Annotated in this window: 11 protein-coding genes; 7 read left to right on the forward strand and 4 right to left on the reverse strand. The window is 50.2% G+C overall.

Annotated elements, in window-relative coordinates; all coding sequences use genetic code 11:
- Positions 1-413 precede the first annotated feature (413 nt).
- The 6 genes from dnaA (at position 414) to glyS (ending at position 9,462) form a co-directional block, all read left to right on the forward strand.
- Positions 414-1,781: a chromosomal replication initiator protein DnaA gene (gene dnaA / locus ABGI61_RS02815; protein WP_347596529.1), complete on the forward strand. Its 1,368-nt coding sequence runs from the start codon at positions 414-416 to the stop codon at positions 1,779-1,781.
- A gap of 12 nt (positions 1,782-1,793) precedes the next feature.
- The gene (gene dnaN / locus ABGI61_RS02820; RefSeq protein WP_347596532.1) at positions 1,794-2,897 is read left to right on the forward strand and encodes a DNA polymerase III subunit beta; all 1,104 of its coding nucleotides are present in this window, start codon (positions 1,794-1,796) and stop codon (positions 2,895-2,897) included.
- A gap of 3 nt (positions 2,898-2,900) precedes the next feature.
- On the forward strand, positions 2,901-4,019 hold the full coding sequence (recF, locus tag ABGI61_RS02825) for a DNA replication/repair protein RecF (protein ID WP_347596535.1): 1,119 nt from the start codon (positions 2,901-2,903) through the stop codon (positions 4,017-4,019).
- A complete protein-coding gene (gene gyrB / locus ABGI61_RS02830; protein WP_347596538.1) occupies positions 4,003-6,420 on the forward strand; it encodes a DNA topoisomerase (ATP-hydrolyzing) subunit B in 2,418 nt (805 codons plus the stop codon). Before recF ends, gyrB begins: the two co-directional genes overlap by 17 nt.
- Before the next feature lie 61 nt (positions 6,421-6,481).
- On the forward strand, positions 6,482-7,405 hold the full coding sequence (gene glyQ, locus ABGI61_RS02835) for a glycine--tRNA ligase subunit alpha (RefSeq protein ID WP_347596541.1): 924 nt from the start codon (positions 6,482-6,484) through the stop codon (positions 7,403-7,405).
- Positions 7,405-9,462, forward strand: a complete 2,058-nt coding sequence (gene glyS / locus ABGI61_RS02840; protein ID WP_347596544.1) for a glycine--tRNA ligase subunit beta — start codon at positions 7,405-7,407, stop codon at positions 9,460-9,462. The genes glyQ and glyS overlap by 1 nt, the downstream gene beginning before the upstream one ends.
- 55 nt (positions 9,463-9,517) lie before the next feature.
- Here glyS and ABGI61_RS02845 read toward each other — a convergent pair whose 3' ends face one another.
- Together ABGI61_RS02845 and ABGI61_RS02850 are read right to left on the reverse strand one after the other, a co-directional pair.
- Positions 9,518-10,570: a GGDEF domain-containing protein gene (locus ABGI61_RS02845; protein ID WP_347596547.1), complete on the reverse strand. Its 1,053-nt coding sequence runs from the start codon at positions 10,568-10,570 to the stop codon at positions 9,518-9,520.
- A 123-nt stretch (positions 10,571-10,693) separates the two neighbouring features.
- Positions 10,694-11,119: a hypothetical protein gene (locus tag ABGI61_RS02850; RefSeq protein ID WP_347596550.1), complete on the reverse strand. Its 426-nt coding sequence runs from the start codon at positions 11,117-11,119 to the stop codon at positions 10,694-10,696.
- Between the two features lie 207 nt (positions 11,120-11,326).
- Between ABGI61_RS02850 and ABGI61_RS02855 the strand changes: the two genes are divergently transcribed.
- Positions 11,327-12,199, forward strand: a complete 873-nt coding sequence (locus ABGI61_RS02855) for a S1 family peptidase (RefSeq protein ID WP_347596553.1) — start codon at positions 11,327-11,329, stop codon at positions 12,197-12,199.
- Positions 12,200-12,215: 16 nt separating this feature from the next.
- Here the strand turns inward: ABGI61_RS02855 and tusA are convergent, their stop codons facing one another.
- Both tusA and fadA read right to left on the reverse strand, forming a co-directional pair.
- The gene (tusA, locus tag ABGI61_RS02860) at positions 12,216-12,461 is read right to left on the reverse strand and encodes a sulfurtransferase TusA (RefSeq protein WP_347596556.1); all 246 of its coding nucleotides are present in this window, start codon (positions 12,459-12,461) and stop codon (positions 12,216-12,218) included.
- Positions 12,462-12,606: 145 nt separating this feature from the next.
- Positions 12,607-13,770, reverse strand: coding sequence for an acetyl-CoA C-acyltransferase FadA (gene fadA, locus ABGI61_RS02865; protein WP_347596559.1), 1,164 nt, complete (start codon positions 13,768-13,770; stop codon positions 12,607-12,609).
- Positions 13,771-13,773: the final 3 nt, after the last annotated feature.

Here is a 13,773-nt window from a genome sequence, read left to right on the forward strand (position 1 = left end):
ACTAAAGGTTTCTGTGTTTTAGCAAATATACCAAAACGCAGCTGACAAAAATGAGCGCGAATTTTAAGTAGTCTGTGGCCTAAAGTCAATCTGATCCTGCGTTTTATTGCAAGCTGATCATCCGTGATCCTGGCGACAACAAAAGTTTTCCACAGGCAGATGGTGGTTAAGTGAATAAAGTGTGAGTTGTTCAGCAGTTAGATCAGATAATTACGATAAAAAGCAACGGTATTGTTAAAAGGTATAAGATAATTTTTTTGATAAAAAACAGTTGCATAGATAGTTTTTTTTCGTGGTTGCTTATTTTTGTAAAAGTCAATATTGATGTTGTGGATAAGATAGTACCATAATGTGCGCTTGGTTAACTTACGCCAGCCTTATTCATCATAATAACCAAGGCTTCTGGAGAGAGGGTGTATCAGTCCGTTTGGCAAAATTGCCTGCAAGCGCTGCAAGCCGAATTACCGGCACAGCATTTCAGTATGTGGATCCGCCCACTGCAAGCTGACAGTTCTGACACTGGGCTTACCCTGTACGCGCCTAACCGCTTTGTACTGGATTGGGTACGCGAAAAGTATTTAAGCCGGATCCTGGAGCTGATCCACGATTATTGCGGCGACGATGCGCCGCGGTTAAAGTTTGATGTTGGTTCAAGCCAGAGTAATAGCCGCAGTAGCGTAAAAGCACCGGCGCCGGTAGCGGTTACGCCGGTAGAAACGGTGGCCAAAGACAGCCCCGAGCCAGCCCCTAAAACTATTGTCACCAGCAATGTGCGCGCCAATTACACCTTTACTAACTTTGTTGAAGGTAAATCGAACCAGTTAGCTCGTGCAGCTGCGTCACAAGTGGCCGATAACCCTGGTACGGCGTACAACCCATTGTTTATTTACGGCGGCACCGGTTTGGGTAAAACTCACTTATTACATGCGGTGGGCAACGGCATTTTGGCCAAGAAGCCCGATGCCAAAGTGATTTACATGCACTCTGAGCGCTTTGTGCAAGACATGGTAAAAGCGCTACAAAACAATGCGATAGAAGAGTTTAAGCGGTATTATCGTTCGGTCGATGCGCTGCTTATCGATGATATTCAGTTTTTCGCCAATAAAGAGCGCTCGCAAGAAGAGTTTTTCCACACCTTCAATGCCTTACTCGAAGGTAACCAGCAAATAATCTTAACCAGCGACCGCTACCCGAAAGAAATTGATGGCGTCGAAGACAGGTTAAAATCTCGCTTTGGTTGGGGCTTGACTATTGCCATAGAGCCGCCAGAGCTGGAAACCCGGGTGGCGATCCTGATGCGTAAAGCACACGAAAACCAGATCCGCCTGCCGGAAGAAGTGGCGTTTTTTATTGCCAAGCGGCTGCGCTCTAACGTGCGTGAATTAGAGGGTGCACTAAACCGGGTTATTGCTAACGCCAACTTCACCGGCCGGCCCATTACGATAGATTTTGTCCGTGAAGCGCTGCGCGATTTGCTGGCATTGCAAGATAAGCTGGTCACTATTGAGAATATTCAAAAAACCGTGGCCGAGTATTACAAAATTCGTGTGGCCGATTTATTGTCTAAACGGCGCTCGCGTTCGGTAGCTCGGCCCAGGCAGATGGCTATGGCGTTGTCAAAAGAGCTGACCAACCATAGCTTGCCAGAAATTGGCGATGCTTTTGGCGGCCGAGACCATACAACCGTGCTGCATGCCTGCCGTAAAATTGAGTCACTAAAAGAAGAAACACACGAAATAAAAGAAGATTTTCAGAATTTAATCCGCACCTTGTCATCGTAAAGGGACTGGCTCATGCTATTTACCATCAACAGAGACGCCTTACTCAAACCATTGCAAATGGTGTCTGGTGCTATTGAGCGCCGTCACACGCTGCCAATTTTATCTAATGTGTTGGTCGAAGTTAGCGACGGCAGTTTATCGTTGACCGGCACCGATCTGGAAGTTGAGCTGGTGGCCACCACAGAGGGCTTAACAGTGCAAAGCCCTGGCCGTGTTACCGTGCCGGCCAAAAAGTTGCTGGATATCTGCCGCAGCCTGCCAGAAGGGTCCGATATCCGTGTTCAGCTGCAGGGTGATAATTGTATTTTAAGCAGCGGTAAAACCAAGTTTACCTTGTCGACGTTAAGTGCGGCTGAGTACCCTAACCTGGAAAGCTGGCAGGGCGAGGTGGATATTCAACTAAGCCGGGCGCAACTGCGCAAGCTGTTGGACGACACCGCCTTTTCGATGGCGAACCAGGATGTGCGCTACTACCTAAATGGTTTGTTGTTTGAAGTAGACAATGGCAGTGTAAAAGCTGTCGCCACTGATGGCCACCGTCTTGCCCTAAGTAACCTGGACTTACCGGGGCTGGCGGCGCAGCAAAAGCAAATTATTATTCCACGTAAAGGTGTGCTTGAAATTATGCGGCTGTTGGCCAGTGATGATCAGCTGGTAACGCTTAGCTTAGGCCAGAACCATATTCGTTTAACCGACAGTAATTTTGTTTTTAGCAGCAAGTTGATTGATGGCCGGTTCCCGGATTATCGCCGGGTACTGCCGCGCAATAGTACCAAGTTGGTTACTGCCCATCGCAGTATATTGAAAGACGCTTGCACCCGTGCCTCTATTTTATCGAATGAAAAGTACCGTGGTGTGCGTTTCACACTGGCCAGCCATGAGCTGCAAATTGTAGCGAATAACCCTGAGCACGAACAAGCCGAAGAAGTCATCGAAGTAGAATATCAGGGAGATGACCTGGAGATTGGTTTCAACGTTGGCTACTTGCTGGACGTGTTGAATACCCTAGCCACAGATCTGGTGCTACTGCATTTGAATGATGCTAACTCCAGTGCCCTGGTAGAAGGCGTAGGCAACAGCGGCGCCAGTTACGTTGTTATGCCAATGCGCTTATAAGCTATGTCACTGCTGTCGTTGCATGCCAGTCAGTTTCGCAATCTGACGGCAGTGTCGTTTAAGGCGCACCCGCAATTTAACCTTATCGTTGGCAGTAATGGTAGCGGCAAGACCAGTTTACTGGAAGCCATTTACTATTTGGCGCATGGTCGTTCGTTTCGCACCAACCGGCCACAGCGTTTGGTGCAACATGACACTGACGCCTTTACCCTGCACGCAAAGCTTAGTGCGCAGCAACAAACCTATAGTTTGGGTTTACAACGCGATAAGCAGGGTGAGTTGCTGCTAAGGCTTAACGGCGCTAATGTGAACCGTTTGGCTGAGTTTGCCGCGTTATTGCCTGTGCAGCTGATTACACCTGATAGCTTTAGGTTGTTTTTTGGCGGGCCGAAAGAGCGACGGCAATTTTTTGATATGGGTTTGTTCCACGTGGAACCACACTTTTTTGACTGCTGGTTAAGGTTCAATAAAGTACTAAAGCAGCGTAATGCCCTGTTAAAAACCAGCCGGCACTACGATAACCAGTTCAAGTATTGGGACGAGCAGTTTGTAGCGCTAGCGTTCGAATTACAACAATTGCGCCAGGCTTACGTAACCCAGCTACATCAGGCATTTTTTGAGCTAACAGCCGCTGAGACGTTGCTTCAACAGCTAAGCTTTCAATTACTGCAAGGCTGGCCAGATAAGCTAAACACTCCCGAACAGTTGCTGCAGTTATTACAGCAAAGTTTTGCCCAGGACAGTCGGATGGGGTTTAGCCAATATGGCCCGCAAAAAGCCGATTTGAAGATAAAAAAAGACCAGGTTAGTGCCGAAGAAGTGTTATCCCGTGGTCAGTTAAAAGTGTTATTATTTGCGCTTAAAATTGCGCAGAACAACGTTATTCGTGACAGCGGGCACAAACAGCCACTGCTACTGATTGACGATTTGGCGTCGGAGTTAGACTCAACATCAACCCGGCAGATTTTTAGCTATTTATGCGATATAAACTCACAGGTTTTTATTACTGCAATTAACGCTGAACAAGTGACACCTTTTATTGCCAGTGAACAGCAGGCAATGTTTCACGTGGAACACGGACAGCTAACAGCACGGACAGATAACGATGGCCGAACAAAATAATTACGATTCTTCCAGCATAAAAGTATTAAAAGGACTGGATGCAGTTCGCAAAAGACCCGGTATGTACATAGGCGATACCGATGACGGTACCGGTTTGCACCACATGGTGTTTGAGGTGGTGGATAACTCTATCGATGAAACCTTAGCCGGCCATTGTTCTGATATCTGGGTAACCATTCATAGCGACGGCTCGGTGTCAGTGCGCGACAATGGCCGTGGCATTCCAACTGAAATGCATGAAGAGGGTGTGTCAGCGGCTGAAGTTATTATGACGGTGTTACACGCCGGCGGTAAATTCGACGACAACTCCTATAAAGTGTCGGGCGGCTTACATGGTGTGGGCGTATCCGTGGTGAACGCGTTATCTGACAAACTGGAACTGACCATCCGCCGTGGCGGTAAAGTACACCAGCAAATTTATCATTTGGGCGTACCACAGGCACCATTGGCTATGATCGGTGAGACCGAGGATAAGGGTACTGCCATCCGCTTTTGGCCCAGCCCAACTATTTTCAGCGATATTAACTTCCACTTTGATATTCTGGCCAAGCGCTTACGTGAACTGTCGTTCTTAAATTCAGGCGTGAGTATTATTCTGACCGATGAGCGCAGCGACAAAAAAGACCACTTCAAATATGAGGGCGGTATTGAGGCCTTCGTACAGTATTTAAATCGCACTAAAACCAGTGTGCATCCAAAAGCCTTTTATTTTTCCGATCAACGTGACGACGACATTGCAGTCGAAGTTGCGATGCAGTGGAACGACAGTTATCAGGAAAACGTGTTCTGTTTTACCAATAATATTCCTCAGCGCGATGGCGGCACCCACTTAGCCGGTTTTCGTGGAGCACTCACGCGGGTATTAAACAGCTATATTGAGCAGGAAGGCTACGCCAAGAAAATGAAGGTGCAGGCGTCTGGCGATGATGCGCGTGAAGGTCTAACGGCGGTTATCAGCGTTAAAGTGCCCGATCCTAAGTTCAGCTCACAAACCAAAGACAAGTTAGTTTCCAGTGAAGTGCGCTCAGCGGTTGAAAGCGCCATGGCAGAAAAGTTGAACGAGTACCTGCTGGAAAACCCAAACGATGCCAAAATCATTGTGGGTAAAATTGTCGATGCCGCGCGGGCACGCGATGCGGCGCGAAAAGCGCGTGAAATGACGCGGCGCAAAGGCGCGCTGGATATCGCCGGCTTGCCGGGTAAACTGGCCGACTGTCAGGAAAAAGACCCTGCGTTATCAGAACTATACATAGTAGAGGGTGACTCTGCGGGTGGCTCGGCTAAACAGGGCCGTAACCGTAAGAACCAGGCAATACTGCCACTGAAAGGTAAAATTCTTAACGTAGAAAAAGCGCGCTTCGACAAGATGTTGTCATCACAAGAAGTGGGAACCCTGATTACGGCACTAGGCTGTGGTATCGGTCGCGAAGAATACAACCCGGATAAAACCCGTTATCACAGCATTATTCTGATGACGGATGCTGATGTTGACGGTTCGCATATCCGTACGCTGTTGTTAACTTTCTTCTACCGCCAGATGCCAGAGCTGATTGAGCGTGGCTATATCTATATCGCTCAGCCGCCACTGTACAAGGTGAAAAAGGGCAAGCAAGAACAATATATTAAAGACGAAGCGGCGCTGACCGAATACCTGACCACGCTGGCGCTGGACGAAGCCTCGTTACACGTCAATGCCGATGCGCCGGGGATCAGCGGCGAAGCGTTAGAAAAGTTGGTGCGCCAGTACCACAAAGTTGATGCGACCATCGCAAGGTTAACCCGTAAAATCCCGTTTAATCTGTTAAATGAGCTGATTTATGTGCCGGGCTTTGATGTGGCGCAGGCCAAATCGGCTGACTACGCTGAGCAGTGGACCAATAGCCTAACCCAGCGGTTAATCAACAAAGAAGGTGATGGCTCCAGCTATAGCTATGCGGTACATGAAGACCGCGAACGCCAGCTGTTCCTGCCCAAAGTGATTATCCGCCAGCATGGTATTGATAATGAATACTTACTGCACCATGACTTTGTTACCTCGCGTGATTATTTAAGCATTGCGGCGCTGGGCGACGAAATCCGTGACCTGATTGAAGAAGGTGGTTTTGTCCGCCGTGGCGAGAAGGTAAAACCGGTAGAAACCTTCCTCGAAGCTTTAGACTGGTTAATGAGCGAGTCTAAGCGTGGCCTTTACATTCAGCGCTATAAAGGATTGGGCGAGATGAACCCGGAGCAGCTGTGGGAAACCACTATGGATCCGCAAAGCCGCCGTATGTTGCAGGTAACCATTGAAGATGCGATTGGCGCTGACCAGTTGTTTGCCACCCTGATGGGTGACCATGTAGAGCCAAGACGTGCCTTTATTGAAGAAAACGCCCTCTATGTGGCTAACCTGGACGTGTAACCAACATCATTAAGTACCAAGGGGCTGCGGCCCCTGTGTCATTTTAGCGAGTTAACAGCGCATGCATAAATACGATATTAAAACCTTTCAGGGCCTGATCTTAGCCCTGCAGGATTACTGGGCGCGTCAGGGCTGCGTAATAGTGCAGCCGCTGGATTTAGAAGTGGGTGCAGGTACTTTCCACCCGATGACCTTTTTACGCTCCTTAGGCCCTGAGCCAACTAACGTGGCCTATGTACAGCCGTGCCGCCGGCCGACTGATGGCCGTTATGGCGAAAACCCTAACCGCTTGCAGCATTACTACCAGTTTCAGGTAATCTTAAAACCATCACCTGACAACATTCAGGAGCTGTATTTAGGCTCGTTGCGCGAGCTGGGTATCGACACCCTGGTGCACGACATCCGCTTTGTTGAAGACAACTGGGAATCGCCAACGCTCGGCGCCTGGGGCCTGGGTTGGGAAGTATGGTTAAACGGTATGGAAGTAACCCAATTTACCTACTTCCAGCAAGTGGGTGGCTTAGAATGCCGCCCGGTCACCGGTGAAATCACTTATGGTTTAGAGCGTCTGGCCATGTATATTCAGGGCGTCGACTCCATTTACGACCTGGTCTGGACCGACGGCCCCTTGGGGCGCGTCACGTATGGCGATGTGTTCCACCAGAACGAAGTAGAGCAGAGCACTTATAACTTTGAGCATGCCGATGTCGCGGCACTGTTTAGTTACTTTGACCAGTGCGAAAAAGAAAGCCAGTACTTAATTGAGCAAGGCCTAGCCCTGCCAGCTTATGAGAAAGTGATGAAGGCCTCGCATGCCTTTAATCTGCTGGATGCACGTCACGCTATTTCGGTAACCGAGCGGCAGCGCTATATTCTGCGGGTACGCACCCTGGCTAAGGCCTGTGCTGAAGCTTATTATGCCGCGCGTGAAAAACTGGGTTTCCCGCTGTGCAAAAACACCAATAGTGCGAAGCAGGAGGCCTAATGAGCGCGCAAGATTTTTTTGTTGAAATTGGTACTGAAGAGCTGCCACCTAAGGCACTGAAAACCTTAGCCACCGCCTTTGCGGATAACCTGCAGGCTGAGCTGGCCAAGCTTGAGTTAAGCCACAGTGATGTGCATTGGTACGCTGCACCACGGCGTTTAGCCGTGCGCATCAACGCGCTTACTGCTCAGCAAGCCGATAAAGTGGTAGAAAAACGCGGCCCGGCGTTGGCATCAGCCTTTGATGCCTACGGCAACCCGACCAAGGCAGCGCAGGGCTGGGCAGCGGGTTGTGGCATTACTGTCGAGCAGGCAGAAAAGCTGGAAACCGATAAAGGTGCCTGGTTATTGCATAAAGCCAAAGTGGCAGGGGCCGCAACGGTGAGCTTATTGCCCGAGGTGGTCCAGCAGGCGTTGGCGAAATTGCCTATTGCCAAGCCAATGCGCTGGGGTAACTCAACTGCCGAGTTTATCCGTCCGGTACACACCATTATTATGTTGTTTGGCCGTGACGTTGTACCCGCTACTATTTTGGGCCGTAACAGTGGCAACCAGACACATGGCCATCGTTTCCATGCGCCGGCAAAAGTCACCATTAACCATGCTGATGACTACCTGGCTAGCATGCGCAGCGCCTTTGTCGTCGCCGACTTTGCCGAGCGTAAAGCCTTTATTGCGGCTGAAGTGACAAAAACCGCAGCAGCATTACAGGGTAAAGCGCTGATGGACGACGCTTTACTGGAGGAAGTTACGGCCTTGGTTGAATGGCCTGTGGTGTTAGTCGGCAGCTTTGAAGAAAGCTTCCTGCAGGTGCCGGCAGAGCCGTTAATTTCAACGATGAAAGATAACCAGAAGTACTTCCCGCTACTGGATGGCAACGGCAAATTACAAAACAAATTTATCTTTGTCGCCAACATTGCCAGCAAAGATCCGCAGCAAATCATTAGCGGTAATGAAAAGGTTGTACGGCCGCGTTTATCCGACGCGCAGTTCTTCTTTAATACCGATCGTAAGCAAAAGTTGGTCGAGCGCCTAGATAGCCTGAAAACCGTACTCTTCCAGCAGCAGCTGGGTACGCTGGCGGAAAAATCTGAGCGCATCAGCAAGGTGGCCGGTTTTGTCGCAGCGAAAATCGGTGCCGACGTTGCCGCGGCAGAACGTGCAGGTTTGTTATCGAAAACTGACCTGATGACCAATATGGTGGGCGAATTCCCGGAAGTGCAGGGCATTATGGGAATGCACTATGCTCGTTTAGATGGTGAAAGCGAAGCGGTGGCGCTGGCGTTAAATGAGCAGTATATGCCGCGCTTTGCCGGTGATCAGCTGCCCAGCCGGTTAGAGGGCGCCGCGGTCGCCATTGCCGACAAACTGGATACGCTGGTCGGCATTTTTGGTATTGGTCAGGCACCCAAAGGTGATAAAGACCCGTTCGCTTTGCGCCGCGCGGCTATAGGTGCGCTGCGTATTATGGTGGACAAGCAGCTGCCGCTGGACTTGGCCGACATTATCGCCTTCAGTCAGCAAAGTTTTGGTACTAAGCTGACTAACAATAACGTTGCCGAGGATGTGCTGGAGTTTATGCTGGGCCGCTTCCGCGCTTGGTACGAAAGTGAAGGCTATAGTGTAGATGTTATCCAAGCGGTGTTGGCGCGTCGGCCAACTAACCCGAGTGATTTTGACCGCCGGGTGAAGGCTGTTGCCGAGTTTCGCAAGTTAGACGCCGCCGCCGCCCTGGCTGCGGCGAATAAGCGGGTCGCCAATATTCTGGCCAAGGTTGAAGGCTCCATTGCCGATACGGTTAAAACCTCATTATTGCAGGAAGACGCCGAGCAGGCGCTGCATAAAGCCATAGCGGCGGAGCAGGCCTATCAAGCTGACCAGCATAGCTACGCTGAAGGCCTGGCGCACTTAGCAGCCATGCGCGAGGTGATTGATACCTTCTTTGACAAGGTGATGGTAAATGCCGATGATGCTGCCGTGCGGGCCAACCGCCAGGCACTGTTAAAGCAACTGCGCGAGCTATTTCTGCAGGTTGCGGATATCTCGGTTTTACAGTAACTTGTTGAAATAATAGAAAAAGCCAGCTAATTGCTGGCTTTTTTGTTGCAGAGGCTTAACACACCTGATCCCGACCTGCACCCTTTGCCTTGTACAACTGCTCGTCTGCTTGCTTTACCGCCAGCGCAAAGTCTTCTGCGCCGGTACAGAGGGCAATGCCAAAGCTGGCGGTCAGCGGATAATGGTCTGGTAATACGGTTAACTGCAGCTGGCTAAAATGTTGCCGTATTTTCTCTGCCACCAGGAAGGCATCGGCCCGGTTGGTATGTGGCAGTATCAACAAAAACTCTTCACCGCCGGTGCGGCAAGCGATATCTTGCTGGCGCAGCTGCTGCTTAAACAGGCTAGCAATGGCTTTTAATACTTCGTCGCCAGCGTCGTGGCCAAAACGGTCATTCAGTTGTTTAAAATGATCAATATCACACATGATCAGCGACAGCGGAAAAAACTGTGTCGGCTGCAGCGCCAGGCTTGGCAACAAACTCGCATCAATAAAGCGCCGGTTGGCGAGGCCAGTGAGCGCATCGGTATTGGCTTGCAGCTCTTTACTCTGCTGCAGCAGCTCCATAGCCTGATGGCTGCGCTCACGGTAGTGATCGTTAATCCAACACACGGTAATAACAATAAGCAGTGAGGCAATAAAACGGCTGGATTCTGCCTCTTTATACTGCGCCAGTATTACATCCGGCACAAACAGCATTATGCAAAGCGTTAATACCAGTAGGGCATTACTGAGCAGGGCGACCCGCACGCCCAACAAGCCAAACAAAATGGCCGGAAACGGAAACACCCAATACAATGCGGTGTTATTAAAGCCACCCTGATATACCAGACTCAGTACAAAGCCACCTACCAGCACCGCCTCTATTAGACAGGCGCGCTGCAGGTTACGGCTGACGTGGAACCAGAGTATATTCAGCAAAAACGCTAGCCCGGTACCAAACAGAATAACCGGCAGTAACACCTGTTCAGCCGAGAAGTTCTTCACGCCATAGACAAACATCACCGCGCTGGTGATATAGCTGACAAAGGCTAATATATAGCGCCGGCGACGTGCATCAATTTTTTGCGCTTGCTTGTTGCTAGAAGGCGAAATGGCTGCGTGCAAAGTCTTATTCTGGTTATATGCAGATAAACTGATGCTAGCACAAAAAAACAGCAGCTTTATAGTGAAATTGCACCTAAAAACTGCGTAATGGCTTAGTGCTTAACGCAATGCAGCACCGCTGTTTTAGCTTTTGTACCCGGCAATTAGTTGAGTTTTTGGTAGATGTTGTGTTAACCACTGCAGCAATGGCTGATACTGCTGTAGCGGAAACTTATACCTAACCTGTAGCTCGTTATTTAGCGGGAAGTCGATATAACCAAACTGATCTTGTTCAAACAGCTTAATTTGCTCAATCGCGCTGATATCACCTTGTTCCATACCCACACGCAATTTGTCGCCCTGCAGCGAAAAAAGCGACAGTACATCTTTGCTATAGACGTAATCGCCCTTATGCCTGATGGGAAAGCCAAACATCACTGCGATATCGGCAAATAACAGCAGCAGCACGCCAACAGCGGCATACCAGTTAAACCACCAGATAAAAGCGGCAATGATAACCAGCAACACCACCTTGGCGATGTTCGACGTTTTTATTAACTGCCATAACATGCATGTTTATCCTTATCAGCATTACTTTTACTAAGTTATGAGCACTTCTTGCCACTTTCAACTAAGGCTCAGCGGGCAATTGTAACAAAGGGTGTAGATTGGCCGGGCTAGCCGTTACAACTACATAACCCCTTACATTTAATCGCTAAAATATCACGCGGTTTTCTGTCAGTTTGTTGTTTATCGCAAGCTATGTAAGGACGCAACATGAAGCTGAAGAACAAATCTAAACGGCTTAGTATTGGCTGCCTGGTGGCGACCAGTATGCTGACTGCGCCAGTGTCGGCCATTGTTATTCGTCACGATAAGCCGGTAGAGCATTATCTGGCGGCTAAAGCTGACTTCCCGCCGCTGGCGACTTTTTACACCATCGGCGTACACGGCACCTTGATTGCGCCACAATGGGTGCTAACCGCAGCCCATACGGTATTTTGTCTAAACCCCGGTCAGACTATTCAGATTGGCGATGAATTAGCTGAGGTTGAGGCGCGCTATAGTTACCCGTCTTATCAGCTCGGTGAGAAGAATGATCTCGCGCTGATTAAACTGGCAAACCCGGTACTAAGTGTTGAACCTGCCAAACTGTACCGCCAAAAAGATGAACGCACTCAGGTATTGTGGTTTATCGGCAGTGGTGGCACCGGTACCGGCTTAACCGGCGAAACAGTTGGCTATAAAGACAACAACGGTGTACTGCGCAAGGCGCAGAACAAAGTGACGGCAGTTACAGCGTCTGATTTGCGGTTCGTGTTTGAATCAGGCGACAAAGCGCTTGAGCTGGAGGGCGTATCCGGCAATGGCGACAGTGGCGGCCCGGCCTATCTTATAAAAGACGATGGCTATTACCTGCTTGCTGTAAGCTCCAGAGTAGACTCATGGTTTAAAGATGTTGGCGAATACGGCGTTAAAGAGCTGTATACCCGGGTATCCGCCCACGCCGATTGGATTGACCAGGTCATGGCCGCTGATGAGACTGAAAGAGCAAAACTCACCTCAGCCGACGGCTTCCTGCAAGATGGCATGACGGCTGAAAATTTGCCTGGCATTTGTGCATCAATAAGTTTGAAACCGAAAGCGTAACGGCGGAAGTGCACTTTTAGACTGACTTTTTCACCACATACCGATACGGTAATTCAGTCGTATCGCTGGCCACTAACTCATGATCCATAAAGCGGCAAAATGCTGGTATATCTCGGGTGGTGGCCGGGTCGTCTGCGATAATCAGCAAGGTTTCACCCACCTGCATTTTACGCAACTGTAACCGCACCATCATTACCGGCTCGGGGCAGCGCAGGCCCAAGGCGTCGAGGGTTTGATCTGCGCTGCTAAACATATCTTTCATCTGTACTCCGGTAAAACTGTAAAACGGTCTGTGGCTGTGTCAACAGGATTCGCGCCTAAGTCTGTATACCAATAAATAAGGGCCGTAAAAACGGCCCTTATTCTATGCGATTGTGCTTACTGCTGCCAGCTTATGGCCGCTCGAACTAGGGTCGTTCAAAAACAGTCGCAATACCCTGGCCTAAACCGATACACATGGTAGCCAGGCCAAACTTGCCGCCTTTATCTTCCATCACGTTAATCAGCGTAGTGGCGATACGTGAACCCGAGCAGCCCAGCGGGTGGCCCAGGGCAATAGCGCCACCGTTCAGGTTGACTTTCTGATCAGCTACTTCTAACAGGCCTAAGTCTTTCATTACCGGCAGTGCCTGGGCAGCGAACGCTTCGTTCAGCTCGGCGTAGTCGATATCGGCAATGGTAATACCGGCGGCTTTTAACGCCTTTTTCGATGCTGGTACCGGGCCATAACCCATGATAGACGGGTCGCAACCGGCCACACCCATACCACGTACATAAGCGCGGATAGGCAGGCCTAAGGCTTTGGCTTTGTCTTCGCTCATGACCAGCATGCCTGAAGCACCATCAGACAGCGCAGAAGAGGTGCCTGCAGTTACCGTGCCGTTGGCCGGGTCGAATACCGGGCGCAGTTGGCCCAGCGCTTCTACTGTGGTTTCCGGCCGGATAACTTCGTCGTAATCCATCAGCTTTAACACGCCGTCAGCATCGTGGCCTTCGGTGGGGATAATTTCGTTTTTAAAGCGGCCCTGCACGCTGGCTTCTTGTGCCAGGCGGTGTGAGCGGGCGCCGAATTCGTCCTGCTGCTGACGGCTGATGCCGTGCAGTTTACCCAGCAATTCAGCGGTTAAGCCCATCATCCCTGCCGCTTTGGCGACAGAGGTGGATAAGCCCGGGTGGAAATCGACACCGTGATTCATTGGCACATGACCCATATGCTCAACGCCGCCGATTAGATACACCTCACCCATACCGGTTTGAATGGCGCGCACGGCATCGTGCAGTGCTTGCATCGATGAGCCACATAAACGGTTTACAGTAACGGCGGGCACGGAATGTGGAATGCCGGCTAACAGGGCTGCGTTACGCGCGACGTTAAAGCCTTGCTCCAGCGTTTGTTGCACACAGCCCCAGATAATGTCGTCGATATCGCTTGGGTTTAATGCCGGGTTGCGCGCCACCAGAGACGCCATAACATGGGCAGACAGCTGCTCGGCACGGACATTACGGTACATGCCGCCTTTAGAGCGGCCCATCGGGGTACGGATGCAATCTACAATAACTGCGTTCTTCATTAT

Source organism: Rheinheimera fenheensis, from assembly GCF_039871805.1.
Classification (GTDB): domain Bacteria; phylum Pseudomonadota; class Gammaproteobacteria; order Enterobacterales; family Alteromonadaceae; genus Alishewanella; species Alishewanella fenheensis.

Excerpts from the sequence above, each read along its gene's own strand:
- glyQ (WP_347596541.1), top strand. The coding sequence starts at position 6,482 with ATGCATAAATACGATATTAAAACCTTTCAGGGCCTGATCTTAGCCCTG.
- dnaN (WP_347596532.1), top strand. The coding sequence starts at position 1,794 with ATGCTATTTACCATCAACAGAGACGCCTTACTCAAACCATTGCAAATG.
- fadA (WP_347596559.1), bottom strand. The coding sequence starts at position 13,770 with ATGAAGAACGCAGTTATTGTAGATTGCATCCGTACCCCGATGGGCCGC.
- gyrB (WP_347596538.1), top strand. The coding sequence starts at position 4,003 with ATGGCCGAACAAAATAATTACGATTCTTCCAGCATAAAAGTATTAAAA.
- ABGI61_RS02850 (WP_347596550.1), bottom strand. The coding sequence starts at position 11,119 with ATGTTATGGCAGTTAATAAAAACGTCGAACATCGCCAAGGTGGTGTTG.
- tusA (WP_347596556.1), bottom strand. The coding sequence starts at position 12,461 with ATGAAAGATATGTTTAGCAGCGCAGATCAAACCCTCGACGCCTTGGGC.
- glyS (WP_347596544.1), top strand. The coding sequence starts at position 7,405 with ATGAGCGCGCAAGATTTTTTTGTTGAAATTGGTACTGAAGAGCTGCCA.
- recF (WP_347596535.1), top strand. The coding sequence starts at position 2,901 with ATGTCACTGCTGTCGTTGCATGCCAGTCAGTTTCGCAATCTGACGGCA.
- ABGI61_RS02855 (WP_347596553.1), top strand. The coding sequence starts at position 11,327 with ATGAAGCTGAAGAACAAATCTAAACGGCTTAGTATTGGCTGCCTGGTG.